General features: G+C 69.1%; 25 protein-coding genes. 19 read left to right on the forward strand and 6 right to left on the reverse strand.

Annotated elements, in window-relative coordinates; all coding sequences use genetic code 11:
* Positions 1 to 164: 164 nt before the first annotated feature.
* The 13 genes from cpaB to A4F85_RS14415 all read left to right on the forward strand — a co-directional run bounded on the left by cpaB (position 165) and on the right by A4F85_RS14415 (position 15,335).
* Complete coding sequence (cpaB, locus tag A4F85_RS14355) at positions 165 to 1,211, forward strand: Flp pilus assembly protein CpaB (protein WP_063326958.1); 1,047 nt, start codon at positions 165 to 167, stop codon at positions 1,209 to 1,211.
* Between the two features lie 25 nt (positions 1,212 to 1,236).
* A complete protein-coding gene (locus tag A4F85_RS14360; RefSeq protein ID WP_063326959.1) occupies positions 1,237 to 2,736 on the forward strand; it encodes a type II and III secretion system protein family protein in 1,500 nt (499 codons plus the stop codon).
* Between the two features lie 4 nt (positions 2,737 to 2,740).
* Positions 2,741 to 4,246 (forward strand): AAA family ATPase, encoded by a 1,506-nt coding sequence (locus tag A4F85_RS14365; RefSeq protein ID WP_063326960.1) that lies wholly within the window; start codon positions 2,741 to 2,743, stop codon positions 4,244 to 4,246.
* 7 nt (positions 4,247 to 4,253) lie between these two features.
* A complete protein-coding gene (locus tag A4F85_RS14370; protein ID WP_012203993.1) occupies positions 4,254 to 5,576 on the forward strand; it encodes a CpaF family protein in 1,323 nt (440 codons plus the stop codon).
* Positions 5,573 to 6,535: a type II secretion system F family protein gene (locus A4F85_RS14375; RefSeq protein WP_013803755.1), complete on the forward strand. Its 963-nt coding sequence runs from the start codon at positions 5,573 to 5,575 to the stop codon at positions 6,533 to 6,535. The genes A4F85_RS14370 and A4F85_RS14375 overlap by 4 nt, the downstream gene beginning before the upstream one ends.
* A 54-nt stretch (positions 6,536 to 6,589) precedes the next feature.
* The gene (locus tag A4F85_RS14380) at positions 6,590 to 7,594 is read left to right on the forward strand and encodes a type II secretion system F family protein (protein ID WP_063326961.1); all 1,005 of its coding nucleotides are present in this window, start codon (positions 6,590 to 6,592) and stop codon (positions 7,592 to 7,594) included.
* Positions 7,595 to 7,596: 2 nt separating this feature from the next.
* Positions 7,597 to 8,628, forward strand: coding sequence for a tetratricopeptide repeat protein (locus A4F85_RS14385; protein ID WP_063326962.1), 1,032 nt, complete (start codon positions 7,597 to 7,599; stop codon positions 8,626 to 8,628).
* Between the two features lie 10 nt (positions 8,629 to 8,638).
* Positions 8,639 to 9,094: a DUF3613 domain-containing protein gene (locus A4F85_RS14390; protein WP_063326963.1), complete on the forward strand. Its 456-nt coding sequence runs from the start codon at positions 8,639 to 8,641 to the stop codon at positions 9,092 to 9,094.
* A 33-nt stretch (positions 9,095 to 9,127) separates the two neighbouring features.
* Positions 9,128 to 9,643, forward strand: coding sequence for a TadE/TadG family type IV pilus assembly protein (locus A4F85_RS14395; protein WP_012203988.1), 516 nt, complete (start codon positions 9,128 to 9,130; stop codon positions 9,641 to 9,643).
* Positions 9,644 to 9,768: 125 nt separating this feature from the next.
* Positions 9,769 to 10,287: a TadE/TadG family type IV pilus assembly protein gene (locus tag A4F85_RS14400; protein ID WP_224986531.1), complete on the forward strand. Its 519-nt coding sequence runs from the start codon at positions 9,769 to 9,771 to the stop codon at positions 10,285 to 10,287.
* A gap of 16 nt (positions 10,288 to 10,303) precedes the next feature.
* Positions 10,304 to 12,580: a TadG family pilus assembly protein gene (locus tag A4F85_RS14405; RefSeq protein WP_063326964.1), complete on the forward strand. Its 2,277-nt coding sequence runs from the start codon at positions 10,304 to 10,306 to the stop codon at positions 12,578 to 12,580.
* Positions 12,581 to 12,630: 50 nt separating this feature from the next.
* Complete coding sequence (locus tag A4F85_RS14410; RefSeq protein ID WP_063326965.1) at positions 12,631 to 14,025, forward strand: sigma 54-interacting transcriptional regulator; 1,395 nt, start codon at positions 12,631 to 12,633, stop codon at positions 14,023 to 14,025.
* A gap of 35 nt (positions 14,026 to 14,060) precedes the next feature.
* Entirely contained in the window at positions 14,061 to 15,335 is a 1,275-nt protein-coding gene (locus tag A4F85_RS14415) for a glycosyltransferase (protein WP_175403303.1), read from the forward strand.
* 75 nt (positions 15,336 to 15,410) lie between these two features.
* On the opposite strand, the gene A4F85_RS14420 is transcribed toward A4F85_RS14415, so the two are convergent.
* Positions 15,411 to 16,850, reverse strand: coding sequence for an EAL domain-containing protein (locus tag A4F85_RS14420; RefSeq protein ID WP_063327988.1), 1,440 nt, complete (start codon positions 16,848 to 16,850; stop codon positions 15,411 to 15,413).
* A 15-nt stretch (positions 16,851 to 16,865) separates the two neighbouring features.
* Positions 16,866 to 17,423 (reverse strand): hypothetical protein, encoded by a 558-nt coding sequence (locus A4F85_RS14425; RefSeq protein WP_063326966.1) that lies wholly within the window; start codon positions 17,421 to 17,423, stop codon positions 16,866 to 16,868.
* A 368-nt stretch (positions 17,424 to 17,791) separates the two neighbouring features.
* On the opposite strand from A4F85_RS14425, the gene A4F85_RS14430 reads away from it, so the two are divergent.
* The 6 genes from A4F85_RS14430 to A4F85_RS14455 all read left to right on the forward strand — a co-directional run bounded on the left by A4F85_RS14430 (position 17,792) and on the right by A4F85_RS14455 (position 24,137).
* Entirely contained in the window at positions 17,792 to 19,135 is a 1,344-nt protein-coding gene (locus tag A4F85_RS14430; RefSeq protein WP_063326967.1) for a sensor histidine kinase, read from the forward strand.
* Complete coding sequence (locus A4F85_RS14435; RefSeq protein ID WP_063326968.1) at positions 19,120 to 20,466, forward strand: sigma-54-dependent transcriptional regulator; 1,347 nt, start codon at positions 19,120 to 19,122, stop codon at positions 20,464 to 20,466. The genes A4F85_RS14430 and A4F85_RS14435 overlap by 16 nt, the downstream gene beginning before the upstream one ends.
* Before the next feature lie 191 nt (positions 20,467 to 20,657).
* On the forward strand, positions 20,658 to 21,362 hold the full coding sequence (locus A4F85_RS14440) for a hypothetical protein (protein WP_063327989.1): 705 nt from the start codon (positions 20,658 to 20,660) through the stop codon (positions 21,360 to 21,362).
* A gap of 89 nt (positions 21,363 to 21,451) precedes the next feature.
* Positions 21,452 to 21,799: a DMT family protein gene (locus tag A4F85_RS14445; protein WP_012203978.1), complete on the forward strand. Its 348-nt coding sequence runs from the start codon at positions 21,452 to 21,454 to the stop codon at positions 21,797 to 21,799.
* Between the two features lie 11 nt (positions 21,800 to 21,810).
* Positions 21,811 to 23,022 (forward strand): MFS transporter, encoded by a 1,212-nt coding sequence (locus A4F85_RS14450; protein ID WP_063326969.1) that lies wholly within the window; start codon positions 21,811 to 21,813, stop codon positions 23,020 to 23,022.
* Between the two features lie 140 nt (positions 23,023 to 23,162).
* Entirely contained in the window at positions 23,163 to 24,137 is a 975-nt protein-coding gene (locus A4F85_RS14455) for a DNA/RNA non-specific endonuclease (protein WP_063326970.1), read from the forward strand.
* Positions 24,138 to 24,520: 383 nt separating this feature from the next.
* Here A4F85_RS14455 and A4F85_RS14460 read toward each other — a convergent pair whose 3' ends face one another.
* The 4 genes from A4F85_RS14460 to A4F85_RS14475 all read right to left on the reverse strand — a co-directional run bounded on the left by A4F85_RS14460 (position 24,521) and on the right by A4F85_RS14475 (position 26,308).
* Complete coding sequence (locus A4F85_RS14460; protein WP_063326971.1) at positions 24,521 to 25,126, reverse strand: ATP-dependent Clp protease proteolytic subunit; 606 nt, start codon at positions 25,124 to 25,126, stop codon at positions 24,521 to 24,523.
* Positions 25,127 to 25,213: 87 nt separating this feature from the next.
* Positions 25,214 to 25,570 (reverse strand): SRPBCC family protein, encoded by a 357-nt coding sequence (locus tag A4F85_RS14465; RefSeq protein ID WP_063326972.1) that lies wholly within the window; start codon positions 25,568 to 25,570, stop codon positions 25,214 to 25,216.
* Positions 25,567 to 25,881 carry an ArsR/SmtB family transcription factor gene (locus A4F85_RS14470; RefSeq protein ID WP_063326973.1) on the reverse strand — a complete coding sequence of 105 codons (315 nt, stop codon included), beginning with the start codon at positions 25,879 to 25,881 and terminating at the stop codon, positions 25,567 to 25,569. Before A4F85_RS14470 ends, A4F85_RS14465 begins: the two co-directional genes overlap by 4 nt.
* 25 nt (positions 25,882 to 25,906) lie before the next feature.
* Positions 25,907 to 26,308 carry a hypothetical protein gene (locus A4F85_RS14475; protein WP_063326974.1) on the reverse strand — a complete coding sequence of 134 codons (402 nt, stop codon included), beginning with the start codon at positions 26,306 to 26,308 and terminating at the stop codon, positions 25,907 to 25,909.
* Between the last annotated feature and the right edge of the window lie 53 nt (positions 26,309 to 26,361).

A 26,361-nucleotide genomic window follows, 5' to 3' on the forward strand; every position in this document is an offset into this window, starting at 1 on the left:
ACCTCGCCACGCACCACACGGCCCGGCCCCGCCGCAAGCCGCCGCCGTGCGCTATCCGGACGCTTTCCTGCCCTGGCGGACCCTCTGCGCCATGGCAGGAAAGCGCCAGGGCAGCCCCCATGCCTGAACACCGTCGCCACCCACTTGCACCAGGAGCCCCAGCCATGAACCTCACCAAGATTCTTGCCGGACTGCTGGTTGGGCTGGCCATCGTGCTCGCAGGCCTTGCCTGGCTGCTGGGCAGCCAGCCCGCACGCCCCGTGGCCCAGCCCTCGCCGGCCGCCTCGGCGCAGCCGGCCCCCGAGCCCGTGCCGCAGCATGCCGTCGTAGTCGTGGCCCAGGCCATTGCCGCAGGCCAGCGCATCGGCAGCGAGGATGTGAAGCTGGCCCAGCTGCCCGCCCCCGTACCCGGCAGCTTTGCCGCGACCGACGACGTGCTGGGCCGCACCACGCTGATGGCGCTCACCCCCGGCACCCCGCTGTTCGAGCAGCAACTGCTCAGCGGCCTGGCACTGCAGCTGGAGCCGGGACAGCGCGCCCTGGCGATCGCCATCCGGGAGCAGATGGCCGCGGGCCACCATGTGCGCCCCGGCGACTTCGTGGATGTCTACTTCACGCTGGACGGCAAGTCCGACCAGGCCCCCGTGGACGCGCAGACCCGGCTGCTGCTGGCGCGCAGCCGCGTGCTGGCCTACGGCTCCGGCAGCGTGGAACGCCCACCCATGCCGGCCGTCCAGCGCCAGGCGCAGCAGGACAAGGAATCGGCAGGCTCGTCGCTGCGCCGCGCAAGCGCTGCGGATCAGACCGGCCAGCGCCCTGAGAACGTGCAATCGGCCGTGCTGGCCGTGCCGCTGGACGATGTGGAGCGCCTCACGCTGGCCGAGAAATTCGGCCAGCTCACCCTGGCGCTGCGCAACCCGGACGACCTGTCCGTGCCCGATCCCAAGCTCTTCGCCGCCCTGCCCAGCGCACTGCAGCCGGTGGCGGGCCGCCTCCGGAAAGACCAGGCATTGGAGGGTGCCGACCGCGCCTTCGCCGGCCTGCGCATGCAGGACCTGGCCACCGGCGCCGACGCCAGGAACATCCGCAAGCCTGCCGCCCAGCCCATGACGGCCTTCGCACCCGCCGTGCGGCCGCCGCCGCAGCGGGCCCCGCGCGAACGCACCGTGGAGCTGCACAACGGAGCCGCGGTGCAGATGGTGAACTACTGAAAACACACAACAAGAGGGAGATGCCATGAAGTGCAAGAACATCTCAACGGCCGGAGCAACACCGCTGCAGCGCGCGGTCTGGACACTGTGCGGCAGCATGGCCTTGCTGGCATTGCCGCCAGCGGTGTCGGCGCCTGCGGACACCGCTGCCGTCCAGGGCATGCACGCCCCCGGCGCCGGGGACATGCCCTCTGGCGACTCCCTGCAGCTGGTGGCCGGACGCCAGCACCTGATGCCGCTGGCCAGTATTCCGGGCCGCATCGCCGTGGGAGACCCCAATGTGCTGGACGTGAAACTGCTGCGCGCCACGCCGGGCTCCGGCGCCAGTGCCGGCTCCGGCTCCGGCGGCACCGAGCTGCTGCTCACGCCCAAGGCCCAGGGCAGCACCACGTTGGTGGTGTGGCCCCAGAAAGGTGGCGCACCCCAGCGCTGGGAGGTCCAGGTCCGCGGCCAGCACCTGCTGCTGGAAAAGCGCCTGACCTCGGTGCCAGAACATGCCCAGGCCGTGGCCGAACTGCGCCAGTACGCGCCCGCCCAGACGCTGCTGGTGGACAACTCGCAGATCGACGTCAAGAGCAACACCGTCCAGGTGGACGTGCAGGTGGTGGAGTTCAAGAAATCCGCGATGAAGCGCATCGGCGTCAACATCTACAGCGGCGGGCGCAACAACCAGGGCTTCAGCTTCGGCAGCTTCAGCCCCGGCGTGGTGGGCAGCATCAGCACCAATACCAACGGCACGGGGACAGGGACGGGAACGGGCAATACCGGCTCGGGCGGCACGGGAGGCACGGGCTCGGGCGGCGTGTCCAACAACACCTCGTCGGCCATTGCCAGCGCCATGAGCCTGGTGATGACCTTCGGCAAGGCCTTCAGCGGCGCCGGCATCGTCACGCAGCTGAGCATCCTCGAAGGCAATGGCATGGCGCGCGTGCTGGCCCGGCCTACCCTGCTGGCCCAGACCGGCCAGAACGCCAGCTTCCTGGCCGGCGGCGAGCTGCCGATCCCGGTGCCCGCGCGCGACGGCAACATCGCCATCCAGTACAAGGAATTCGGCATCAAGCTGCAGCTGACGCCCACCATCCTGTCGGACGATCGCATCGCCCTGAAGGTCTCGCCCGAGGCCAGCGACCTGGACTTCAACAGCGGCGTGACCATCAGCGGCGTCACCGTGCCCGCCATCCGCACGCGCCGCGCCGACACCTCGGTGGAGCTGGCCGATGGCGAGAGCTTCGTCATCGGCGGGCTGGTCAGCCGTGCCACCACCTCCAACGTGAGCAAGGTGCCGGTGCTGGGCGATCTGCCCATCCTGGGCACCTTCTTCAAGAACCTCAACTACACGCAGGAAGAGTCCGAGCTGGTGATCATCGTCACCCCGCGCCTGGTCCACCCGCTTCCCGCCAGCACCAATCTCGAAGCCCTGCTGCCCGGTGCGCAATCCGAGCAGCGCAACGCCGGCAAGGTCTGGCTGCCCTACCTCGCCGGCGGAATGAGCACCCAGACCGCCGTACCCGGCTTCTCGTACTGACGACATGACAAGCAAGCCCACCGCAACCGATTCGCCTGTGGACGCCACAGGCTCGCCGGCCATCGGCTCACCCACCTCGCTGGAGACCCTGCTGGGGCTGCGTTCCTCGGCCTCGCTGGCCGGCAAGCCGCAGCCCGGCACCGATGCGCTTGCGCAGGACAAGTCACCGCTCGCACAGGACAAGTCACCACTGGACAGGATGCCCGCGCCCGCCGCGCCCCGCCCGACGCCTCAGCCGCTCGACAACGACCTGCAGGTGGAGCTGCTCTTCATCCACGCAGGCACCCCCGAAAGCTCGCTGGCCCAGGCCTGGCTGCAGCACATGCTGGACGGCGCACGGCTGCATGTGGCGCGGTTCCAGGACAACGTCACCGAGCAGGTGCAGCGCTACATGCCGCATGCCGTGCTCGTGCATTTCGACCCGCTGTCCACCGACGAGGCGGCCCACCTGGCCTCCCAACTGCACATCTCCCACCCCCACCTGCCCTGCCTGGCCGTGGGCCGCACCAAGTACCCGCAGTGCATGCTGGCCGCGCTGCGCGCCGGGGTGCAGGACTTCCTCGACGTGGACGGCCCCGTGCAGGCCGCGCACCAGACGGTGATCGATCTGATCAAGCGCGTGCCCCCGTCGGCCTCGGGCATGCCCAACGCGCCGCTGACCGCCATCATGTCGGCCCGCGCCGGCCTGGGCAGCAGCCTCATGGCATCGCACCTGGCCTGGTACCTGCAAAAGCGCCTGCATGGCACGACGGCCGTGCCGGGCAAGGACGCCACGCCCCGCGAGATCAGCAACGAGACGCTGGACGGCCTGCTCATCGACCTGGGCTTTCCCAGCGGCGACTGCGGGCTGTACCTGGGCACGCTGGGCGACTTCGACTTCATCGAGGCCGTCAACAACCTGCGCCGCTTCGACCGGCGCCTGGCATCGACGGGACTGGCCCGCCACGAAAGCGGCCTGCGCCTGCTCACGCTGCCGCGCCAGCCCGCCCGCCTGCGCGACGTCTCCTATGCCGATGCCGACGCGCTGCTGCTGCGCCTGCGCCAGTACTTCCGCCACATCGTGGCCGACCTGGGGGCCGTCGTGCCCACGCAGCTGGCCATGCGCGTGGCGCTGCGCGCCAGCCAGATCTGGATGGTCTGCGACCAGAGCGTGGCCAGCGTGGTCTCCACCACCGAGCTGCTGCGCCAGCTCGACGAGCAAAAGGTCGATCGCGAGCGCGTGCAGCTCATCGTCAGCCGGCACGACAGCCAGCTGGAGCTGGAGGCCCCGCAGATCGCCAGGCAACTGCAGCTGCCGCTGCTGGCCACCATTCCCGAGCGCCGGCGCGAACTGGTCCAGGCCGTCAACCAGGGCCAGCTGCTGCCCAGCCGGCTGCAGCGCGAGCCCTATGTGCAGGCCGTGGACAAGCTCGCCACCTTGCTGATCACCACCCACCACCAGGCCCATGCGGGCGATCAGGCCGCGCCCGCCCGGGGCCTGAACCGTTTCTTCCACCGAACAAGAAGCTGAACGCACCATGACGACCACGGCTTATTCCCATCTGGCCGACGCCCAGGCCAGCGAGTTCGAGCGAAGCGCGCTGTTCCTCGACCTGAAGAACCGCACGCACGAGCACCTGCTCAGCCGCATCGAGGAGCTGGGTGCCGAGTTCGGCCGTTGGTCGCAGGCCGCCATCGCGCAGTTCGTGCTGATGGAGCTGGACAGCTTCATCCGCCTGCACTCCGTGCCCGTCAACGAGCAGGAGGCTCTGCAGGTGGCGCGCGCCCTCACGCGCGAGCTCACGGGACTGGGGCCGCTGCAGCCGCTGCTGGAAGACCCGCTGGTCGAGGACATCCTCATCAACGGCCACGGCAACATCTACGTCTCGCGCGGCGGCGTGCTGCAGCGCGAGACGCTGCACTTCAAGGACGACGAGCATGTGCTGCGCATCGTGCGCCGCATCCTGGCGCCGCTGGGCCGGCGCCTGGACGAGTCCAGCCCCATGGTCGATGCCCGCCTGCCCGATGGCGGGCGCATCAACGTCATCATCGAGCCGCTGTCCATCGACGGTCCCTCGGTGTCCATCCGCAAGTTCCGCAAGGACCCGCTGACACCGCCCGAACTGGTGCAGCTGGGCACCTTCAACCAGGACATCTGCCGCATCCTGGAGATGGCCGTGCAGGCGCGCTGCAACATCCTGGTCAGCGGCGGCACCAGCTCGGGCAAGACATCCCTGCTCAATGCGCTGGCCAGCTTCATCCCGGGCAGCGAGCGCATCGTCTCCATCGAGGACACGGCCGAGCTGGCCCTCAACCACAACCACGTGGTACGGCTGGAAAGCCGCCCCGGCGGCTTTGACGGCTCGGGCCACGTCAGCATCCGCGACCTGCTGCGCAACAGCCTGCGCATGCGGCCCGACCGCATCATCGTCGGCGAAGTGCGCGGCGGCGAGGTGCTGGAGCTACTGCAGGCCATGAACACCGGCCACGACGGCTCCATGGGCACCATCCACGCCAGCTCGCCGCGCGAATGCCTGTACCGCGCCGAAATGCTGGCCGGCTTCGCGGGCTTTCAGGGCAGCGAGGTCAGCCTGCGCCGCCAGATCGCCAATGCCGTGGACTTCATCGTGCAGATCGGCCGCCTGTCCAACGGCCGCCGCCGCCTGCTGTCGCTGACCGAGGTCACGGGCATGACGGACAACATGATCTCCATGCAGGAGCTGTACCGCTACGAGCCCCAGGTGGGCCCTGACGGGCAGGAGATCGACCAGTGGGTGTCGCTGGGCATCTCGCCGCACTCGCCCAAGCTGCTGAGCTGGTGGCGCATGCAGCAGCAGACCGGCCACGGAGGCGTGCGATGACAGGCCTGGCACCCGCCGTCCTCATCCTCGGCGCGCTGGCCTGCCTGCTGCTGGCCCTGGCGCTGTGGGTGATCATGCGCGGGCGCCGCAAGGAGCATGAGCAGTCGATCAACCTGCACATGAAGCGCAGCGTGGACGGCCACCGGGAGGTGATCTCGCCCTCGCCGCCCATGGCCGAGCCCGCCTTCCGCGCCCCCGCGGCGCAGCCCGCGCCCTCACCCGCTGCCGTGCAGTGGCTGGCCCAGCGGCTGGGCGTCCAGTCCTGGGGAATCTCGTCCAACACCCTGGCCCTGTTCGCCATCACCGGCCTGGTGCTGGCCTTGCTGGCAACCAGCCAGGCAGGTGCTGCCGCGGGGCTGGTGGTGGCCGTGTTGTATGCCGTGGTGCTGGCCTTCGGCATCTGGCGGCGGCAGGCCAAGCGCCGCGAAAGACTGCTGCAGCAACTGCCCGGCTTCCTGGACAACATGGTCCGCCTGATCTCCATCGGCAACTCGCCCCATGCGGCCTTCCAGATGGCGCTGAACAATGTCCCCGATCCGCTGGGCGACGCGCTGCAGCAGGCGGCGGCCATGCTCAGCGCATCGCCCGACCTGGGGCAGGCCATGGGCCAGCTGGAGCGCAACTGGCGCCTGCCCGAATTCGGCCTGCTGGCCGCCGTGTTCCGCATGAGCGTGCGCTATGGCGGCCGCGCCGACCTGGTGCTGGAGCGTGTCTCGGCCTACATCCGCGACCGCCAGTCCGCCGAGCGCGAGCTGCATGCGCTGTCCTCCGAGATCCGCATGTCGGCCTGGGTGCTGGCCCTGCTGCCCCTGGTGGTGGGGGCGCTGATCATGGTGATCAACCGCGGCTACTTCATGCGCATGTGGAACGACGACAGCGGCCAGACCATGGTCCTGGTCGCCGCCGCCCTGGAGGCCCTGGGCGCCTTTCTTCTCTACCGGCTGGCCAAGCTGAGGTGAACCCATGACAGCACAGTCACAGGCCTACCCATCCGTCTGCGCAAGGAGCCACGCATGACCACGCAGCAACTGTGGATCGCCAGCATCAGCCTGGGCGCGCTGGGACTGGTGCTGTGGGCCTGCGCCCTGGTGTGGAAGCTGTGGCGCTCGGCCCGCGCCTCCAGCCAGGTCGCCAGGATATTGCAGGCGCGCGATACCGCATCGACCCCGAAGGCCGCCACGAAGAGCGCCATGCAGGCCAACGACGCGCAGCTGCTCAACCCGCTGTCCATCAACGTGCGCTCCTCCGATTCGCCACAGGCGGTGGCCGCCAACCTCCCGCCCCCGGCCTGGCTGCAATGGGGCGTGGCCAAGGCCTTGTTGGCCGATGAGGACCGCAAGCTGCTGGACCAGGCCGGCGTGGGCACGCGCAACGGCAGCATGGCCTATGTGGCCAGCCGCATGGTGCTGTGCGTCGTCCTGCCCCTGCTGGCGCTGGGTGTGCTGCGCCCCGGCGAAAACGCGGCGCTGATCTACGGCTTTCTCGGGGTGAGCCTGGGGCTCATGCTTCCCAAATGGTTTCTGCGCTCGCGGGCCAAGGGCCGGCGCGAGCAGGTGGTCGAGGAACTGCCGCTGTTCGTCGATCTGCTGCGGCTGCTGCAGGGCGTGGGCCTGAGCGTGGACCAGAGCCTGCAGATCCTGGCCTCGGAATTCAAGAGCGTGCTGCGCGTCATCAGCGGAGAACTGGCCCTGGCCAACCAGCTCTACAACACCGGGCGCACGCGCGAGCAATCCTTCCAGCGCATGGTCAACATGAGCGCCGACGACGACATGAGCGCCATCGTCAACCTGCTGGTGCAGGTGGACAAGCATGGCGGCGCCGTGCAGGAGCCGCTGCGGGAATTCAGCATCCGGCTGCGCGAAAAGCGCCAGGCCAGCTTCAAGGAAAAGATAGGTTCCATCACCGTCAAGATGACGGGCGTCATGGTCCTCACGCTGCTGCCCGCCCTGCTCGTCATCACGGCGGGCCCCGGCTTCCTGGCCGTGATCAGGGCATTGACCACCATGGGAGGACGCTAGGCATGCGACACCAGGAAAACACCCGCGCAGGGCGGACGCCAGCGCCGGCACCCCTTGCAACCCTGGCAGCCCTGGCGACCCTGGCCTTGGCCCTGGCCGGCTGCGCCAGCAAGGGGCCGCAGGGCTACGGCGCCCCTTCCGCGCAGCAGGAAACCGCCGCCCAGGCCCAGCAGCAATTGCAGAACGCCCAGCAGGCCACCCAGGTGGACAACGCCCAGACCTATCTGGACCTGATCACGCAGATGCAGCAGGCGGGCCAGTGGTATGCCTCGCTGGCGCACACCGAAGCCTTCGAGCAGCAGTACGGCGTGAACCCGGAGTCGCGCCTGATGCGGGCCGACGCGCTGCGCAACACCGGCCAGGTCGAGCAGGCCCGGCAGGCCTACCTGGCGCTGCTGCAGGGCGCCACCACGGCGCGGGCGCGGCGCGGCCTGGGCCTGCTGTACGCAAGCCAGGGCCAGTATGGCCAGGCCGTGGAGCAGCTGGACAAGGCGCGCCAGCTCAACCCCATCGACGCCAACGTGCTCAGTGACCTGGCCTACGCCCACATGCTCGACGGCCGGCTGGCCGCCGCGCAGATGCCCATCATGCAGGCCTCGCAACTCGCCCCGGCCAACGCGCGGGTGCAGTTGAACATGGCGCTGTTCTGGCTGGCCAGCGGCAACCAGGCCCAGGCGTCGCAGTTGCTGCGCCAGCTGGCCCAGCCCCAGGCCAAGGGCGCCCTGCCCATGATCGACCAGACCTCGCTGCAGACCCTGCAGGCACAGCTGACCAGCGTGCGCGATGCCGTGCGCCTGCGCGGCGACAGCCTGCCCGCAGAGGTCGGTGCCAGTGCCGGTGCCGCTGTGTCCAGCGCCCCTGTGCTGCCTTCTGTGCTGCCCCCTGCACTACCCCCTGTGCCGACCCTGGGCACCCGCCCCGAAGCACGCGCCACCGAGGCCCTGCCCGAGACCCTGCCGGCCGGCATCACCCGGCGCATTCTTCTTTCCGAGCCGCCCGGCGCCGCAGGCGCAGCACCGGCCTCGCCACTTTGAGGAGCACGACATGCCAGACACACACCGCATGGACCCGCCGCGCCGCACTGCAGTCGCCAACGCTCTGGCCCCCTGGCTGCTGGCCCCCTGGCTGCTGGCCGCCGGCCTGGCCCTGCTTCCCGCGGCCGCGCTGCATGCCCAGGCCTTTGGCGAAGTGCAGAGCCCGCCCGAGCAGGTGGATGCACGGCCCCATGTGTTCGCCGAGCCCTCCACCGACTCCATCCTGGTCGGCTACACGCTCTACACCAACCCCGATGGAACCGTGATGTACCTGCCCCGGCGCGAGATCGACATCGGCGGGGGCACCCTGCGGCTGCTGGAAATGCAGCACAGCCAGCCGGGCCAGCGTGCACGCCCCATCGCGGGCGAGCAGGCGCGGCGCAGCTATGCGCGCTACCTCAAGAGCTTCGAGACGGAAATCCCCGCCCTGTACAAGACAGGCGTCGAAGCCGGCGGCAAGAACTGAGGCCGGCCCCGGCCACGGCTTGCAGGAACGACCATGACCCGGCGCCAACCCCGCGCTCACCGCCCCCACCGATCTGCCAGCCTGCGGCAGCGGGGGGTGTATGCGCTGGAGTGGGCCATCATCTTCCCGGTGTTCTTTGCCCTGCTGTATGCCTGCATCAGCTACGGGCTGGCGTTCCTGGTGCGCGAATCCATGCAGGCCGCCGCCGAAGACGCCGCGCGGGCCACGCTGCGCTACCAGACCAGCCGCAGCGCCCGCCTGGACGCGGCCCGCAGCCTGGTGCAGCAGCGGCTCGACTGGCTGCCCGCCGACCTGAGGCCCACGGCTGGCAGCATCGACGTGCGCATCTGCAGGCTGCAGAACAGCGAACTGTGCTCAGCCACGCTGACCTGCGGCGTGCTGGTTGCCGAACGCTGCATGGTGCGCGTGGGCTTCACCATCCCTTATGGAACCAGCCCGATAGCGCCCGCCCTGCCGGGCTTCGGCCTGGTCATGCCCACCACGTTGACGGCCAGCGCCAACATCATGGTGGATAGGGGGGGGCTATGAAGCTCCCCCTGAGGCGCTTCGCGCCTTCCCCCTCTCTCGCTTCGCGGGAGGGGGGCATACGGGCCACCGGCGACACCCTCGCTGCGGGGCGGCCCTTCCTCGGTGTCCCTGGGTTGGGGCATGCCGTGCGTGGGGCACGCCCTGCTGCATCGGCCGAGTTCATGCAGGACACCGGCGATACCTTCGCGGCAGGGCTGCGCAGGCGGCAGCGTGGCGTGGCGGCGGTGGAGTTCGCGCTGATCGCCGGGGTGATGGTGATGCTGCTGATGGGCATGTTCGTGTACTGGCGCGTGCTGCAGGCACAGCAGTCGCTGGCGCGTGCCACAGGCGATGGTGCGCGCATGGTCCAGCATCTGGCCTTTGGCGGGATGGCGGGCTACAACCCGGCCAAGCCGGCCGAACGCGCCAACATCCTGCAGGCCACCAGCGATGTGGTGAACCAGAGCCTGGCGGCCAGCGGCATTCCAGCGGGCACGGCGCCCACCCAGATACAGATCAACTGGGGAACTTCCCAGGCCACGCTGAGCGTGGTGTACATGCTTCCCCCCGTGCTGGGCCAGGGCCTGCAGGTGGGCAGCCAGACCTTGGGCGAACCCACGCGCCTGGAGTCCCGCAGCCTGATCAGGCTTGCGCCCGGCAGCTAGACAGGAGGACCAGAGCATGCTCACCCACCTCCCCGCATCCGCACACCGCCCCCGAACGCGCCGGCAAGGGCGCCGACAAGGGCGCCGGCAAGGCGGCAGCCTGCTCGTGCAGTTCGCCCTGCTGGGCTCGGTGCTGTTCCTGTTGCTCGGCGTCGTGGACCTGGGCTACATGTACTACGCCAAGCGCGACCTGCAGCGCATTGCCGATCTGGCGGCCACCCAGGCGGCCCAGGCCATCAATGCCGAGCGCAGCAACCGCGCTGCCTGCGTGACGGCGGGCGAGGACAGCATCACGGCCAACTGGCCGGTTCCACTGACCCGCAACAGCACCCAGACCGTGGTCAGCTGCGGCAACTGGAACCCGGCGGACCCAGCCAGGCAGTCCAGTGGCGGCCGCTTCTTCGACGCCAGCTCCGGGCCGCTCAACGCGGCGCGCGTGACGGTGGGCGGCACCTCGCCCACCATCTTCCCCGGTCCCTGGAGCCGTGCCGTGGTGGCCGAGGCCATTGCCATGCGCAACGACTCGGTGGCGTCCTTCCAGGTGGGCTCGCAGCTGCTGCGCTTCAACAAGGACACGCCGCTGGGCGGGCTGCTGGGACTGGTGGGGCTGGACGTGGGCATGCTGACCTTGCTGGACTCCAAGGGCCTGGCCGATGCCAAGATCAGCCCGGCCGGCCTGCTCAAGGCCCTGGGCGTGAACCTGGGCATAGAGCAGCTGCGCGCGCTGTCGCCCGAGGGCCTGGCCAACATCGCCAGCGTCACCCTGCTGAACGTGATCGACGCCTCCATCAGCGCCATCACCGACAACGCGCTGGCCGTGCAGCTCAATGCGCTCAAGACCCAGATCATCAACGCGGGCCTGAGCACCATCAAGATCCCGCTGGGCAGCCTGGATGACCAGAAGGGCCTGTTCGCCTTCCTGGGCGCCGGCCGCACCGATCCGCTGAACGCGGCCATGGACGTGCAGCTGGGCATTGGCGACCTGCTGAAGACGGCCATTGCCATCGGTGCCAACGGCCACGCGCTGCAGGCCAACCAGCTGGATGTGGCCGGGCTCATCAAGGGCCAGCTGACCATCGTGCAGCCGCCCACCATTGCCGTGGGCCCCGTCGGCACGCAGGGCTACAGCGCGCAGATCCGCCTGAACCTGAACGTGGACACCGACCAGCTGCTGGGCGGCGCACTCAAATGGCTGGTCAAGGACATCCTGGGCACCCAGGTCAAGCTGCCCATTGCCGTGGACATCACCAACGCCACCGGCACGCTGACCGCACTGCAGTGCAGCGCCAGCCCGCAGACCATGGACCTGTCGGTCAAGTCCTCCATCCTCAACGCCTGCGTGGGCAAGATGGACCCGGCCAACAAGCAAAGCTGCGAGAAGGGCCTGCAAAATGAGCAGCTCATCACCCTGCTGCACCTGCCCGTGCTGAACGGCAAGCTGTGGGTGCCGGCGCTGGAGTACACGGACTCCACCACGGGCCTGGGCATGGAGCCGGGCTACGAAGACCCGGCCGACCCCAACTGGTCCAAGACCAACCGCTCCACGCAGGTGAACCAGCTGGCGCTGGGCGACACGGTCAACAACATCGTCACGGGACTGCTCAACCTGCTCAGCGGCCTGTTGCAGCCACCGAACAGCACGCCCACCGACATCACCACGCGCCTGCTGGGCTCCTACCTGGACGCCTCCATGGTGAACGGGCTCTACAACGTGACCAGCCTCACCAACCTGCTGCTCAGCGGGCGCGGCGTGGCCGGCGACAAGGACTACATGCCGCCCCTGCTCACGTCCAACTTCACGTTCAACAACGCCATCGCCAAGTCCTGCCTGCTGGTGGCCTGCCCGTCCTCCACCTGGAACAGCGGCACGTTCTCGGCCGCCCTCAACTCCTACACCAGCGTGCCCGGCGGCCTGCTGGATGTGCTTGGCATCTCCACCTACGACAACGGCTACCAGAGCTGCGCGGGCCTGCTCAGCTCGCTGCTCAACTGGAATGGCTGCGTCAAGAACAACGTGACCAAGCTGCTGACCTCGCACCCGCAGTACCTGTACGCGATCAACCCCAACAGCCCCGAGATCCAGTCCCTGCTCAACCGCGACAACAACCTCACCTGCACCGGCGCCCTGTGCACTCTGCTCAAGCCGCTGGTCACCACCGTGCTCAAGCCCATCCTCAACGGCGTGGGCACGCTGCTGACCAGCGTGCTCAAGGACACGCTGGGGCTGGAGGTGGGCCGCACCGACATCAAGGCCCTGTCCATCGGCTGCGACACGGCGCAACTGGTTTTCTGAACGGCAGGCAAGGCCATCCAATCCATGAATCGACAACGAGGGAATGCAACGTGAATCTGGACGAGCTCGTCATCTATGTCTGGGAAGGCCAGGCCGATATCGCCGAGCGGGTGGAGCGCTGCGTGCTCAACCTGGGCGTGGACGTGGTGCGCGCCGACGGGCTGACCCTGCCCGCCGACACCAGCGAGCTGGGCAATGCGATTGCCGTGGTCAGCGTCTCGGTGCTGGAGGGCGCGCGCTTCACGCGCCAGGGCGTGGAGGGCACCTTCGGCATGCCCGTGCTGTGGGTCAGCGCCAAGCAGCGCGACGCCAACGCCGGCACCTATGCCATGGAGTACTCGCATGTGCTGCCCTTCGACTTCACGGGGGCCGAGCTGCGCGCCATGCTGGTGCGCATCCTGCGGCGCATGCAGAGCAACCAGCGCCAGGTGCAGCGCTCGGAGGACATCATCGCCGTGGCCGACTGCATGCAGCGCCTGCTGCGCGACGTGGACACCTTTGCCGACTGCGAGCACAGCGTGCTCATCATCGGCGAGACCGGCGTGGGCAAGGAGCGCATTGCCGAGCGGCTGCACGAGCGCAACAACCGCTACGGCCAGGGCCCCTTCGTGGTGGTCAACTGCGGCGCCATCCCGGACGGGCTGTTCGAGTCCCTGTTCTTCGGCCACGCAAAGGGCTCGTTCACGGGCGCGGTGAATGCCCACAAGGGCTATCTGGAGCAGGCCAACGGCGGCACGCTGTTCCTGGACGAGATTGCCGACCTGCCGCTGTACCAGCAGGTCAAGCTGCTGCGCGTGCTGGAAGAGCGCGCCATCACGCGGCTGGGCTCGGCCGCCGCCGTGCGGCTGGACTTCCGGCTGGTGGCGGCCACCAACAAGCCGCTGCGCGGGCTGGTGCGCGAGGGGCGCTTTCGGGCCGACCTGTTCTTCCGCCTGGCCGTGATCGAGCTGCAGATCCCCAGCCTGGAGGAGCGCGGCGAGGCCGACAAGCTGGCCATCTTCCACGCCATCCTGCGCAAGGTGGTGGGCGAGGCCACGATGAAGGAGCTGGGCGAGGCGCCCTTCTTCATCCTCGACGCCGTGGCCCAGATGTACTTCCCCGGCAATGTGCGCGAGCTGCGCAACCTGGCCGAGCGCATCGGCGTGGCTGCCCGCCAGACGCGCGACTGGAACGCCGACGGCGCCACGCAGCGCATCCTGCAGCATGCCCAGGCCCTGTCGGCCACCACCTTCCCGCCGGAAGCGGGCGCCGCCGAGCCCCTGCTGGCCGACCGCAGCAACTGGGACATGGACGAGCGCAACCGCATCATCGCGGCGCTCAACACCAACGACTGGAAGCGCCAGAACACGGCCCAGCACCTGGGCATCAGCCGCAAGGTGCTCTGGGAAAAGATGCGCAAGTACCAGATCAGCGACGGCGAGCCCGAAGTGCCCGTGCCGGGCTGAGCACGCCCTCCGACACATCCCCTTCCCCCCACGCCATGGAGACCTCCACGAACATGCAGGACAAGCCGGTCATCATCTTCGTCAGCGCCGTCTACCCCAGCCAGTACAGCCTGCTGTGCAGCCACCTTCGCGCCAGCGGCGCGGCCGACAGCTGGTTCATGACCATGCCCGGCCATGCCGAGAACTACGCCAGCCAGTGCGACCACCTGCTGTCGTTCCGGCCCGATGGCGACATCGTCGGCCCGCAAAGCTACTACTACTCCAGCAAGGTGGAGCGCTCGGCACGCATAGGCCGCGGCCTGCTGCAGGGTCTGCAGGCCTTCGAGAAGGAAAAGGGCAAGCGCATCGACGTGGTGGTCGCCCACTCGCTGTGGGCCGCGCCCAACCTGCTGTACGGCGAGATCGATGCCGCCATCGTCAGCTACATCGAATTCCCCAGCTACCGCGTGCACGGCAACGAGCCCGACTACCCGCCCGACCTGTCCCAGCGCCTGGCCGACCGCAACATGGAAATGCTGCACTACCACCAGGTGCTGTGCAGCGACCTGACCATCACGCCCAGCGCCCATGCGCGCTCGCTGTTCCCGCCGCTGCTGCAGGAGCGCGTGGCCGTGCAGTTCGAGGGCTTCGACATCCAGGCGCCCGACGAGCAGGCCGAGCCACCGCCGCGCCAGGACACGCGCTTCACCGTGGCCTTCTCATCGCGCGACCTGTCCAGCTCCAAGGGCTTCGAGACCTTCATGCGCCTGGTCGACCGACTGGTGCGCGAGGGCGATGGCCAGCAGATGCGCTTCATCGCCCTGGGCGACCCCACGGCCGTGACCTACGGTTACGAACAGCAGTGGGTGGAGCGCCGCTACCAGGGCAAGGTGGCCAGTTTCCGCGACCATCTTCTGCAGATCCACCCGGCCGCCCAGGTGGTGGAGTTCCCGGGCAAGCTGCCGTATGACGAGTTCGCGCGCACGCTGGCCTCGGTGGACCTGTTCCTCTACCCGCTGCGCTACGGCGTGGCCAACTGGGGATTGATGGAGATCCTGGCGCGCGGCGGCTGCGTGATCGGATCGAACTGGGGCTTTGTGCCGGAGCTGGTGCAAAACGATGTCAACGGCCTGCTGCTGCCCGACAGCGACGACGCCTGGATCGGCGCCATCCGCCAGCTGCGCGACGACCCGGCCCGGCGCCAGCGCTACGGCCGGGCCGCGCGCGAGACGGGCAAGCGCTTTCACATCTCCAACGTGGCCCCGCGCTTCATGGACCTGTTCCGCCTGGCCATGGCGCGGCGCAGGGCCGCCCCGCTGATGCTGGAGTGAGGTGCCGTACCGGCCCGGGCCAGGCACGGGCCAGGGGCGACCCAGGCGCGGCCCAGGGCCGGATAGGTCCAGGCCTCAGGCCCGCGCCCGCAGGAAAAATCCCGCGCCCATGCCGGTCTCGGCGGCCGACACCTCGGCTCCACCAGACACGGTGGAGGCCGCCACAAGAGCAGACATGCGCTCCATGCCGCTCCAGCTCAGGGCCATGTCCAGCTCGTCGCCGTCCTGCACCTCGGTCGCCTCCAGCACCTCCAGCACGTCTTCCACGCGCACCACCTGGTCCAGCAGGCCATGCAGCGAGGGCCGGGCGATGAAGAAGCCCTGCGCGCCATGGGCCCCCGCCAGCGCCACGGCCTCCAGACCCTGGGCGGACTCGATGCCTTCCACGATCACGCAGGCGCCCCGGTCGGCGCACAGGCTGACCAAGCCCTGCATCATCCGGGCCGAAGGCCGGGCCTGCAGGCTCTGGTCCAGCACGGACTTGTCGATCTTGACGATGTTGGCGCGCAGCTTGCCCAGAATGTCCAGGCCGCCGCGCCGGGGCACGATGTCGTCCAGCGCCACGCGCACGCCCAGAATCTGCAGGTGCCGCACCAAGCCCAGAGCGGCCTTCTCGCAGGGGAAGGCGCCGGTCTCGGTGATCTCCAGCACCAGGCGCTGGGCGATCTCGGGCCGGTCCTCCAGGTAGTCGAACACGCCGTCCCACCAGGCGTCGTCGCAGAACGAGGCGGCCGACAGATTGCAGCCCAGGCTGTGGCCGGTCTTCATCTCCAGCGCGCCTATCACCGACCACAGCACGCTGCGGTCCAGCCGCGCGGCCAGGCCCAGGCGCTCCAGCGCCTCGATGGCATGGGGCACGGCATAGTTGTCGTAGGCAGAGAACACGCTGCGGCGCAGCAGGCACTCGTGGTAGAGCGTGCGGCCCGCGCCGGCCCCACTGCCTCCGGCTGCCATGCCTGCGGGCTCCAGCAGCGTGACGGGCTGGAATGCCAGCGCCAGGTGGCCCAGCCGCAGATCGTCCAGCAGGCGGCCCGCCAACTGCATGTCGGCCTGGTAGGCCTTGATCAGCCTGGGGTGCATCCTGCGCACCGCCATGTCCTGGACACCCGCCGTGGCGTGGCCCTTGCCGCGTATCTCGTGCAGGCCCGTCAGGGAGACGCAGCCCAGCGCCTGCACCTCGGCGCGCAGATAGGCCTGGCGCGCGCCGTCCACCACCGGGTCGCGCACCAGGGCGGACTCCAGCGCATGCATCCAGCCATGCCGGGCCTGATTGCCGGGCAGCACCGTGTCAGCCATCGTGCGGGGATCGAACCCCCGAACCAGCACCGTGTCGCCCGCACGCTCCAACGATTCGGCATCGATGCCCAGGCCCGTGAGCCGCTCCACGCAGACCCGCATGGCCTCGTCGCAGAAGCCGTTGCCGTAGACGCTGCGCCAGGTCTGCAGGGGCGACAGCCAGATGGCCAGGTCCACGGGGGTGTCGCCGGGCGGAGCTTCGATGATGTCGTCGTGCATGGTGTGCTCCTTCATTCAACGGCCTGCAATGGGTTGTGAATAGCAGTGAAATCCGATCGCCCTGCGCCCCCGGCCGGACGGCCCGCCGCCGAGCACGCCGGCATCCACGGCCGACAGCGCCAGGTCCACATGGCCGGCCACCAGGTCAAAGACCACCGAGCAGGCATCCGCCTTGCGGCTGAAATACACCAGCGTGGCGTCCGTGCCACCCGCGAAGCTGCCCAGCAGCGCCTGCCCGTCCTGCTCCTGGAACACGGCCTGCGCGCCGCCCTGCTGGGGCACGATGACGCGGTCGCCCTGCTGCAGCACGGCGCCGGCCTGGGCCGCGATCACATCGTTGCGCCGCACGATGCGCACGCCCTCGCTCACGCGCGTCAGCATTGCCACCGGTGCCATCTGTGCATGCGCGCCTCCATCACCGGCCTCGCGCGCAGAGGCAAAGCCAGAAGCGCGCGGCACCGCCGCAGACGCAAACGAGGCTGGCACGTTCAACGGCTTGCTGCGCGCCCTGTCCGGGTGGGCGCGCAGTCGCGGCAGGGGCACGCCTGCAAACGACAACGAGACAGCGGCCATGGTTTCTCCTCCGAAAGACAGCGATCGATGGGGTGCGTGGCGCAGCACCCGGTTTTCCAGACACTGCGACAAGCTTTTTGCATCCTGTTGCAACAAGCGTGCCATGGGCCTGGACGTCTTCATCCAACGCAAAGCCATCTGTAACCTATTGATTTATTTGAACGCCCACGCACAGCCGCCGCCATGTCACCCCGCAGCGTTACGGGCGATGTCACGTAACGCCGGCGCGCCACGGCGTTACTTTTGCAGCGGCCGCGCAGGGCGGCGCGGCCCTGGCTGCCAGGCGCGGCCCCCCTTTCGGTGTATGTTCCAGCGCATCACTTCAGGAGCCGGCCCTGTCCCCGCAAAAGTCCATCCAACGGGATCTGGTGATCCTCTGGCTCACCATCTCGGCCGTCGCCCTGGTGCTAGCGTGGCTGCTGCTGCTGCTGAGCCGGCAGGGCACCGACCAGCAGGTTTCCCGCGCCCGCGACGCCGCAGGCGTCAGCTGCAGCGCACTGCAGGCCGGGGCCGCGCGCATGGGGCTGGCGGGGCTGATGGCGGACACGCCCAGCGCACAGGCCCGGTCCGCCGCGCAGGCCGTGCTGGACCTGGCGCTGCGCGAGCGCCCCGGCATGGAAGGCGGCTTCTGGCGCGAGGGCCCCGGCGTGGTGGCCTATGCGTTTCCCACCTACGACGGCTCGGGCATCAAGCGCGATGCGCCCAGTGCGGAGATGGAGCGCATCGCCTCCACCGCCCAGCGCGCACGGGACAGCGCAGGCCTGGTGGCCGACCTGCGCCCCGGCCTGCGCGAGGCGGTGGTCTTTGCCGCCTGCCCAGCCCAGGCCGATGCGCCCGCCCTGGTGGCCTGGACACTGATGCGCGTTCCCCTGATCAGCGCCGACGTGGTCAACCCCCTCATCCTTGCCGTCAGCCTGCTGCTGGGCATGGTCCTGGTCTCGGGCCTGTGGCTGGGCAGAATGCTCCGGCGCTGGCAGCGGCAGTCGGCACAGATGGAGCAGCAACTGCTCAGCGCCGAACGGCTGGCCACCCTGGGTCGGCTGTCCGCAGGCCTGGCGCACGAGATCCGCAACCCGCTGGGCACCATGCGCATGAAGGCCGAGACCGCGCTGGCAGCGCCCGCGCCACTGCGCGAAGCGCGCAGCCAGGGCGCACTGGAGGCCGTGCTGGCCCAGACCGCGCGCCTGGAAGACCTGGTATCGAGCCTGCTGGCCTTGACCCAGCCTTTCCGAGTGCAGCCGGAGCCGGTGGACCTGCAGCAACTGCTGGACGAAAGGCTGCAGGCACATGCCGAGCTGGCCCAGGCCAGGGGCGTGCAACTGGCAACGGCAGTGTCCGCCGGCCTTGCCCGGGACCTGCAGGATGGGCGCCGCCCGCTGCTGGACCCCGTGCAGATGGCCAGGGCGCTGGACAATCTGCTGCTCAACGCACTGGCGCACACGGCGGCCGGCGGCCGGGTGGAACTGGGCGCTGACCGGAGCGCCCACCGCAACAGCCCGCTGCAACTGTGGGTGGCCGATGACGGCACGGGCATTGCGCCCGAACTGCGCGACACGCTGTTCGAACCCTTCACCACCGCACGCCCCGGCGGCACCGGGCTGGGATTGGCGCTGGTGCGCGAAATCGTGCTGGCCCATGGCGGCCGCATCGCGCTGGGCAAGACAACACAAGGCACACGCATAGAAATGGAATTTCCATGGCCCGCATACTGATCGTTGACGATGACACGGCCTTCCGCGAAAGCCTGGCCGAGATGCTGGGCGACCTGGGCCACGCGGTCAGCGCGGCGCCCACGGTGGCGGCGGGGCTGCAGGTGCTGCAGGCCGGTTCGGTGGATGTGGCCATCGTCGATCTGCGCATGCCCGGCGAGGACGGGCTGGCCTTCCTGCGCAAGGCCCGCGGCCTCTCGCGGGCGCCCTGCATCATGCTCACGGCCTATGCCAGCGGCAGCAACACCATCGAGGCCATGCGCCTGGGCGCCTTCGACCACCTGACCAAGCCCATTGCCAGAACCTCGCTGGTCGAGGTGCTGGAGCGCGCCTTGCTCAGTGCGGGCCAGGCCGGCAGCCCCGAGAACGTGGCGCAGAATCTGGTGCAGAACCCGGAGCAGGATGGCGATGAAGCCGAGCTGGTCAGCGGCAGCGAGGCCATGCGGCAGGTCTTCAAGCGCATCGGCCTGGCGGCGGACAGCGACGCCACCGTGCTGGTGCTGGGCGAGACCGGCACGGGCAAGGAACTGGTGGCCCGAGCCCTGCACCGCAACAGCGCCCGGGCGGAGCGCCCCTTCGTGGCCGTCAACTGCGCGGCCATTCCGGCAGACCTGATGGAAAGCGAACTCTTCGGCCATGTGAAGGGCGCCTTCACGGGCGCCGTCAGCGACCGCGCCGGGCGCTTTCGCGAGGCGCAGGGCGGCACGCTGTTCCTCGATGAAGTGGGCGACATGCCGCTGCCCACGCAGGCCAAGATCCTCCGGGCGCTGCAGGAGCGCGAGATCACGCCCGTGGGCGCCAGCCGGGCGCTGCCCGTGAACGTGCGCATCATCGCGGCCACGCACCGCGACCTGCCCGCCGCCGTCAAGGAGGGGCGCTTTCGCGAGGATCTCTGGTACCGGCTCCAGGTCGTGCCCGTGCACCTGCCGCCGCTGCGCGAGCGCCTGGGCGACGTGCTGCTGCTGGCCGAGCATTTCCTGCGCCAAGGCGGCGGCGCTTCGCCCAAGCGCCTGGGTGCCGACGCCGCGCGCCTGCTGCTGGCGCACGACTGGCCCGGCAACGTGCGCGAGCTGCGCAACGCCATGGAGCGCGCGGCCCTGCTGTGCCCCGGGCCGGTCATCGGGGCCGAGCACATCGGCCTGCAGCCTGCCGTGGCGCACGGGCCCGCCATCGACTGGAACGGCCCGCTGGCCGCCGCCGTCGCCCAGCTGGAGCGCGAAATGGTCACGCGTGCCCTGGCCGCCGCCACGGGCAACCGTGCCGAGGCCGCGCGCCGCCTGGGACTGTCGCGCCAGCAGCTGTACCGCAAGCTGGCGGAGTTCGGGCTGGGCTGAGGCAGCAATGGGCGCACGGACGCGCGGACGCACGGACGGCACCGCATGTGTCCGATGCGGTGACACCTGCTGTCTCTGCACCGGACACCGGGCCCGCAGCATCCTCTGCAAGTTATTGATTTCATGAGGATTCCTGATGGCATGGCACTTGCATTGACGGATGCATGTCCATCGCCAACCAAGGAGCCCTCATGTCCCGATTTGTTCTTTCCTCCGCCGTTCTGTGGCTGGGTTCCAGCGCATTGAATGCGCATGCCGTGCCGCCCGGCGCCTTCGCCCCTTCAGGCCCTTCAGGCCCTTCAGGCCCTTCAGGCCCTGCAGCCCCTGCAGGGCCTGGCGCGCCGCATGCACAGGCCGTGCTCGAAAGCGCAGTCGCCCGGCTGCTGACCAATCCGTATGGAGAGGTGGACGGCCTGCGCCTGACCGACGGCACGGTGGTCCGGTTCCCGCCGCATATGTCCGACGCGCTCACGGCAGCCGTGAAGGTGGGCGACACGGTGCGCATCATCGGCCGCAGCGAAGCCGGTGGTGCGGTCAAGGCAGATGCCATCGTGAACTCGGCCAGCGGCCAGACCGTGTACGACCAGCCGCCCGCCCGCGACGGCGCGCGCCCCATGCCGCCGCACCTGCGCATGGCCGGCCTGCAGACGCAGCAGGCCCAGGGCCGCATTGACGTGGTTCTCACCGGCCCGCGCGGCGATGCCAACGGCGTCATCCTGTCCGACGGCGCCATCGTGCGCTTTGCCCCCCATGCGCTGCAGCAGCCGCTGCAGCAGGGGCAGCTGTTTGCCGCCTCGGGCCTGGGCACGCGCAACGCGCACGGCACCTCGCTGGAGGCCACCAGCATGGGTGCCAGCCTGTCGGACCTGCAGCCGCTGTACGACCGCGCGCGCTGAGACCACCGCCCGGCCCCGGGGGCCGGGCGGGCTCCTGCCCCTTCCTGCTGTTCTGCTTTCCTGCTTTCCCGCCTTCACCGAACCCCACCATGTCCCCCAAGATCGCCCCCGTCCTGCTGCTGCTGATCTCCAACGTCTTCATGACCTTCGCCTGGTACGGGCACCTGAAGTTCGAGAACCGGCCGCTGTACCTCGTCATCCTGGTGAGCTGGCTGATCGCGCTGGCCGAGTACTGCTTTGCCGTGCCCGCCAACCGGCTCGGCCATGAGGTCTACAGCGCGGCCGAGCTCAAGACCATCCAGGAGGTGATCACGCTGGTGGTGTTCGCCGTCTTTTCCGTGCTCTACCTGGGCGAGAAGCTCACCCTCAACCACCTGGTGGGCTTCGGCTTCATCTGCCTGGGCGCCTTCTTCGTGTTCAAGGGCCCCCTGCGCTGAAGGAAGCCTCCATGCACCGCACACACCACCATGCGCGGCGCTGGCTGCCGGGGCTCAACTTCTTCCTGGCCGATGTGCGCGACGGCCTGAGACCGTTCCTGGGCGTGTTCCTGCTCGCCCAGGGCTGGCGGCTGGACGATATCGGCTACGTCATGGCCCTGGGTGGCATCGCGGGCATGCTGGCCACCACGCCGCTGGGCGCGCTGGTCGATGCCTCGCGCCGCAAGCGCAGGCTGCTGGCAGCGGCCATCGCCCTGCTGCTGGCGGGCAACCTGGCCATCTGGATCGCACCATCGCTGGCCGTGACGGCGGCATCGCAGGTCATCACCGGCGTGGTCGCGGCCCTGATCGCGCCCTGCCTGCTGGGCATCACGCTGCAGATCACCGGCCATGCGGACCTGCCCCGGCAACTGGGCATCAACGAAGCCTGGAACCACGCAGGCAACGTGGCCACGGCCGCACTGGCGGGGGCCATGGGCCTGCGCTGGGGACTGCCCTCCGTCTTCGTGCTCATGGCCCTGATGGGCTGCGCCTCGCTGGGCTGCCTGGCGCTGATGCGGCTGGATGAAACCCCGCAAGGCACGCCGCCCCAAGAGCAGGCCGGGCCTTGCGCCCCCGGCCTGCTGCACGTGCTCACGGGCACGCCGGCGCTGCGGGTGCTGGCCGCGGCCATGCTGCTGTTTCACCTGGGCAATGCCGCCATGCTGCCGCTGCCGGGCCAGGCCGCCGTGGCGCGCGGCCATGCCAATCCCAGCGGCTTCACGGCGCTGACCATCATCGTGGCGCAACTGGTCATGATCCCCATGGCCCTGCTCGCCGGGCGCCACGCCCAGCGCAGCGGCTACTGGCTGCTGGTCAAGGCGGCCCTGCTGTCGCTGCCGCTGCGCGGCCTGGTCGCCGCCACCTGGGATTCGGACTGGGCGCTGATTCCCGTGCAGGTGCTCGACGGCGTGGGCGCCGGGCTGCTGGGCGTTGCCCTGCCAGGCCTGGTCGCGCAGACGCTGCGCGGCACCGGCCACGTCAACGCAGGCCTGGGCGCCGTGATGACGCTGCAGGGCCTGGGCGCGGCCGCCAGCCCGGCACTGGCGGGCTGGATTGCGCAGCGCTTCGGCTTTGATGCGGCCTTTCTTTCGCTGGGCGGCATCGCGGTGCTGGCCCTGGCGCTGTGCTGGTTCGGCGCGCCTGCCGAACCAAGGGCTGCCCACCTCCAGCCCAAGACCTGACATCAGGCCATGCGCGGCCCGCTTTCAGGGCATCTGGACACATTTGGGGGCCTGGAAACATAGGAGAATTCCTAGGACCCGAATCAGAACCCGCGCCATCGCGGACTTGCCTCCCAGCGGCCAGCGCCTGCCGCCCCCGAATGACTGTCAAGAACAAGAAGCCTTCCGCGCGCAAGCGCAGTTCCTCCCCCGCCTACAAGAAGAAAGCCTCCAGCCGCAGCGGCCGCAGCGGACTGTGGCGCTCCATGCTCGCCGCCCTTGTGGCGGCAGCGGGCACCTTCCAGATCGCCAGTTGCAGCCTGGACCCGAACTGGCACCCCAAGCTTCCCGAGCCGCCCTTCCTGTCCACCCTGCCCATCCCCGGGCTGGAGCACCTGCGCAAGCAGCCGGAGACAGGTTCGGGCACGGCCTCCGGTGGCGGCAGCCCGCCTGCCGGCAGCATGGCCACGGGCTTTTCGCACTGCCGCGATTTCTTCCCCGGTGGCGAGCCCCCTGCCCTGCAGATCCAGCCCCAGCAGCGCGAGCTGTGCTTCAGCGCCTTCGCCGTGCTGCACAGCGGCCAGACCAAGACGCCCGTCTTCGTGGTGGAGCGCCTGAACCGCAAACTGCTGGACCAGGGCCAGGGCCTCAAGCGCAGCGACAAGTTCTATGCCGATGCCCGCCTGCCCCGCGCCGAGCGCGCCGAGCTGGACGACTACCGCCGCTCCGGCTACTCGCGCGGACACATGGCGCCGGCCGGCGACATGTACTCGCCCGAAGCCATGGCCCAGAGCTTCAGCCTGGCCAACATGGTTCCGCAGGACCAGACCCACAACGGCGGCGTCTGGAGCAAGGTCGAGCAGGACACGCGCCGCTACGCCCAGCGCGCCCAGGGCGATGTCTATGTGTTCACCGGGCCGGTGTTCGACGGCCAGCCGCTGACCATCGGGCCGGGCAAGGTCCATGTGCCCAGCCACATTTTCAAGCTGGTCTACGACGCGAGCACGGGGCGTGCCTGGGCGCACTGGCAGGCCAATAGCCCGGATACGCGGATGAGTGCGCCGATCAGTTATGAGGAGTTCACTCGGAGGACGGGGATGCCGTTGTTGGCGGGGGTGATGAGGGGGCGGGGTTAGCCTTCTGTCGTGGGCCAGGGGGCTGTTTCTTGCCCCTGCCGGGGGGGTGTTTTTCGAGGCCGGGTTTCGGCCCGGCGGCCGACCTACCTTTCTTTGATTCGTCAAAGAAAGGTAGGCCAAAGAAAGACGACCCGAATGTCCGCGACCCCTTCGCTTCGCTACGGGGCAACCTGCGTCGTGGCGGTTGCGGGGTTCGCCGTGAAACTCTCTTCGCGCTACGCGCTACGTTCAAACATCACGGCGAGTCAGATCACGAAGCAAGCCTGTCCTTCGGCAGGCTTGCAACCCCGCAACCGCCACGACGCAGGCGCTGACATACGGGGGGTGGAGAAGGGGGTGCGCGGCGCGCTGCGCGCTGCTGGCGCTGGCGCTGGCGCTGCGGCTCAGAGGGTTACTGTGCGCCGGTCCAGAACGTTGTCTATCAGGCCCCATTCGCGGGCTTCTTCTGCGGTCATGAAGCGGTCGCGGTCCAGGTCGCGTTCCACCTCTTCGTAGCTGCGGCCGCAGTGCTGGGCGTACAGGCGTGTCACGCGGTCCTTGGTGCGCAGCATTTCCTCGGCATGGATGCGGATGTCCGAGGCCTGGCCCTGCACGCCGCCCAGCGGCTGGTGCACGTGCAGGCTGGCGTTGGGCAGGGCCATGCGGTGGCCGGGCTCGCCGGCCATGAGCAGGAAGGAGCCCATGGAGCGCGCCGTGCCCATGCACAGCGTGTGCACGGGTGACTTGATGAACTGCATGGTGTCGTACATGGCCAGGCCGCTGGTGATCACCCCGCCCGGCGAGTTGATGTAGAGGTGGATGGGCTTGTCCGGGTTCTCCGCCTCCAGGAACAGCAGCTGCGCGCAGACCAGGGCAGAGACCGCGTCGTTGACCTCGCCGTTGAGAAAGATCACGCGGTCGCGCAGCAGGCGCGAGTAGATGTCGAAGGACCGCTCTCCGCGCGCCGACTGTTCGATAACCATGGGGACGAGCATCATCGATTCGCGCATGGGCGAACTCCTGTGTGTGGTGGTGAAAAAGAAAGGGCTGCAGCCCTGCGCCGCATGCCCCGTTGCCGGGCCCTCAGGCCGCGTGCATCAGGTCGCGTACATCAGGAAGCCGCCGTCGTTGGCCGCTTCCCTGGCCGGCTGCACCCGCGCATCGGTCAGCACATGGACGATGCGCAGCAGCGTGCCTCCATCCGCTGCGGGGCTGATCTGCAGGTCCACCGTGCTTTCAAGAAAGGGCGGCTCCGCCTCGCGCAGCCGCAGGCGCAGTTCCTGCTGCGGCACCTGCAGCAGCGGCTCGGCATGCTCGGTGCCCGGCAGCCACTGCGCGCGCAGCTCGGGAATGCTCAGCGCGCGCCAGACCTTCTCGGGCGGTGCGTCCAGCGCGTACTCCTGCACCAGCTCGCGGGCCGCATCGCCGGTGTCCATATCGCTCATCTTGTTCATTGGTCCATGTCCTTGAGCAGGCCCTTGAGTGCATCCACGCGCTGCGGCCAGTAGGCGCGGTACTTCGCTAGCCAGCCCGCAATCTGCGCCAGCCCGTCGGGATCGACCTCGTAATGCATGAAGCGCCCCTGCCGCTGCTCGCTCACCAGCCCCGCGTTGCGCAGCACGGCCAGATGCTGGGACATGGCCGACTGGCTGATCTCCATCCCCTCGCGCAGCGCGCTGGCATGCATGCTGCCAGCAGCCAGCTTCTCGAAGATGGAGCGGCGCGTAGGGTCGGCCAGGGCCTTGAAGATGTCGTTCTCGGGCATGGCAACACTTTAGCAACCACTTATTTCAAACGCAAGCCCCGCACGCCAATCCCGCCGCCACGCCCTCATCCGCAAACCGCTTGGCCGCCTTGAGCAGATAGCTCACGGCATAGAGGATGGGGTCGTCGGCCTCGTCGCCATTCAGATGGTCCACCACCTCGATGGCATAGCCCAGGTTCACCGCCGTGTCGTGCAGCAGGCCCAGCAATTCCTTGTCCTGCGGCTCCAGCGACTGGGCCTGATCGGCCTTCACGTAGTAGATGCGCAGCAGGTCCCGGCAGACGCAATTGATGGCCGTGATGTTGTGGCGAGCGTGCAGGTCCAGGACATCCAGCGCGGCGCCCATGTGCAGGACGGCGTCTATGGCGAGGTCGTCGAGCCGAGGCGTGGCAGAAGCAGCCGTTGAAGGATCGGGATGATGAGGCATCCTGCGATGCTCGTTGAATCGGCGAGGAGCGTCTCTACGGAATTCGTAGAAAG

The organism is Delftia sp. GW456-R20, assembly GCF_001622915.1.
Classification (GTDB): domain Bacteria; phylum Pseudomonadota; class Gammaproteobacteria; order Burkholderiales; family Burkholderiaceae_C; genus Comamonas; species Comamonas acidovorans.

What these genes read in the sequence shown, in the direction of transcription:
- cpaB (WP_063326958.1), top strand. Translation starts at nt 165, where the DNA reads ATGAACCTCACCAAGATTCTTGCCGGACTGCTGGTTGGGCTGGCCATC.
- A4F85_RS14360 (WP_063326959.1), top strand. Translation starts at nt 1,237, where the DNA reads ATGAAGTGCAAGAACATCTCAACGGCCGGAGCAACACCGCTGCAGCGC.
- A4F85_RS14365 (WP_063326960.1), top strand. Translation starts at nt 2,741, where the DNA reads ATGACAAGCAAGCCCACCGCAACCGATTCGCCTGTGGACGCCACAGGC.
- A4F85_RS14370 (WP_012203993.1), top strand. Translation starts at nt 4,254, where the DNA reads ATGACGACCACGGCTTATTCCCATCTGGCCGACGCCCAGGCCAGCGAG.
- A4F85_RS14375 (WP_013803755.1), top strand. Translation starts at nt 5,573, where the DNA reads ATGACAGGCCTGGCACCCGCCGTCCTCATCCTCGGCGCGCTGGCCTGC.
- A4F85_RS14380 (WP_063326961.1), top strand. Translation starts at nt 6,590, where the DNA reads ATGACCACGCAGCAACTGTGGATCGCCAGCATCAGCCTGGGCGCGCTG.
- A4F85_RS14385 (WP_063326962.1), top strand. Translation starts at nt 7,597, where the DNA reads ATGCGACACCAGGAAAACACCCGCGCAGGGCGGACGCCAGCGCCGGCA.
- A4F85_RS14390 (WP_063326963.1), top strand. Translation starts at nt 8,639, where the DNA reads ATGCCAGACACACACCGCATGGACCCGCCGCGCCGCACTGCAGTCGCC.
- A4F85_RS14395 (WP_012203988.1), top strand. Translation starts at nt 9,128, where the DNA reads ATGACCCGGCGCCAACCCCGCGCTCACCGCCCCCACCGATCTGCCAGC.
- A4F85_RS14405 (WP_063326964.1), top strand. Translation starts at nt 10,304, where the DNA reads ATGCTCACCCACCTCCCCGCATCCGCACACCGCCCCCGAACGCGCCGG.
- A4F85_RS14415 (WP_175403303.1), top strand. Translation starts at nt 14,061, where the DNA reads ATGGAGACCTCCACGAACATGCAGGACAAGCCGGTCATCATCTTCGTC.
- A4F85_RS14420 (WP_063327988.1), bottom strand. Translation starts at nt 16,850, where the DNA reads ATGCACGACGACATCATCGAAGCTCCGCCCGGCGACACCCCCGTGGAC.
- A4F85_RS14425 (WP_063326966.1), bottom strand. Translation starts at nt 17,423, where the DNA reads ATGGCCGCTGTCTCGTTGTCGTTTGCAGGCGTGCCCCTGCCGCGACTG.
- A4F85_RS14435 (WP_063326968.1), top strand. Translation starts at nt 19,120, where the DNA reads ATGGCCCGCATACTGATCGTTGACGATGACACGGCCTTCCGCGAAAGC.
- A4F85_RS14440 (WP_063327989.1), top strand. Translation starts at nt 20,658, where the DNA reads ATGTCCCGATTTGTTCTTTCCTCCGCCGTTCTGTGGCTGGGTTCCAGC.
- A4F85_RS14445 (WP_012203978.1), top strand. Translation starts at nt 21,452, where the DNA reads ATGTCCCCCAAGATCGCCCCCGTCCTGCTGCTGCTGATCTCCAACGTC.
- A4F85_RS14450 (WP_063326969.1), top strand. Translation starts at nt 21,811, where the DNA reads ATGCACCGCACACACCACCATGCGCGGCGCTGGCTGCCGGGGCTCAAC.
- A4F85_RS14455 (WP_063326970.1), top strand. Translation starts at nt 23,163, where the DNA reads ATGACTGTCAAGAACAAGAAGCCTTCCGCGCGCAAGCGCAGTTCCTCC.
- A4F85_RS14460 (WP_063326971.1), bottom strand. Translation starts at nt 25,126, where the DNA reads ATGCGCGAATCGATGATGCTCGTCCCCATGGTTATCGAACAGTCGGCG.
- A4F85_RS14465 (WP_063326972.1), bottom strand. Translation starts at nt 25,570, where the DNA reads ATGAACAAGATGAGCGATATGGACACCGGCGATGCGGCCCGCGAGCTG.
- A4F85_RS14470 (WP_063326973.1), bottom strand. Translation starts at nt 25,881, where the DNA reads ATGCCCGAGAACGACATCTTCAAGGCCCTGGCCGACCCTACGCGCCGC.
- A4F85_RS14475 (WP_063326974.1), bottom strand. Translation starts at nt 26,308, where the DNA reads ATGCCTCATCATCCCGATCCTTCAACGGCTGCTTCTGCCACGCCTCGG.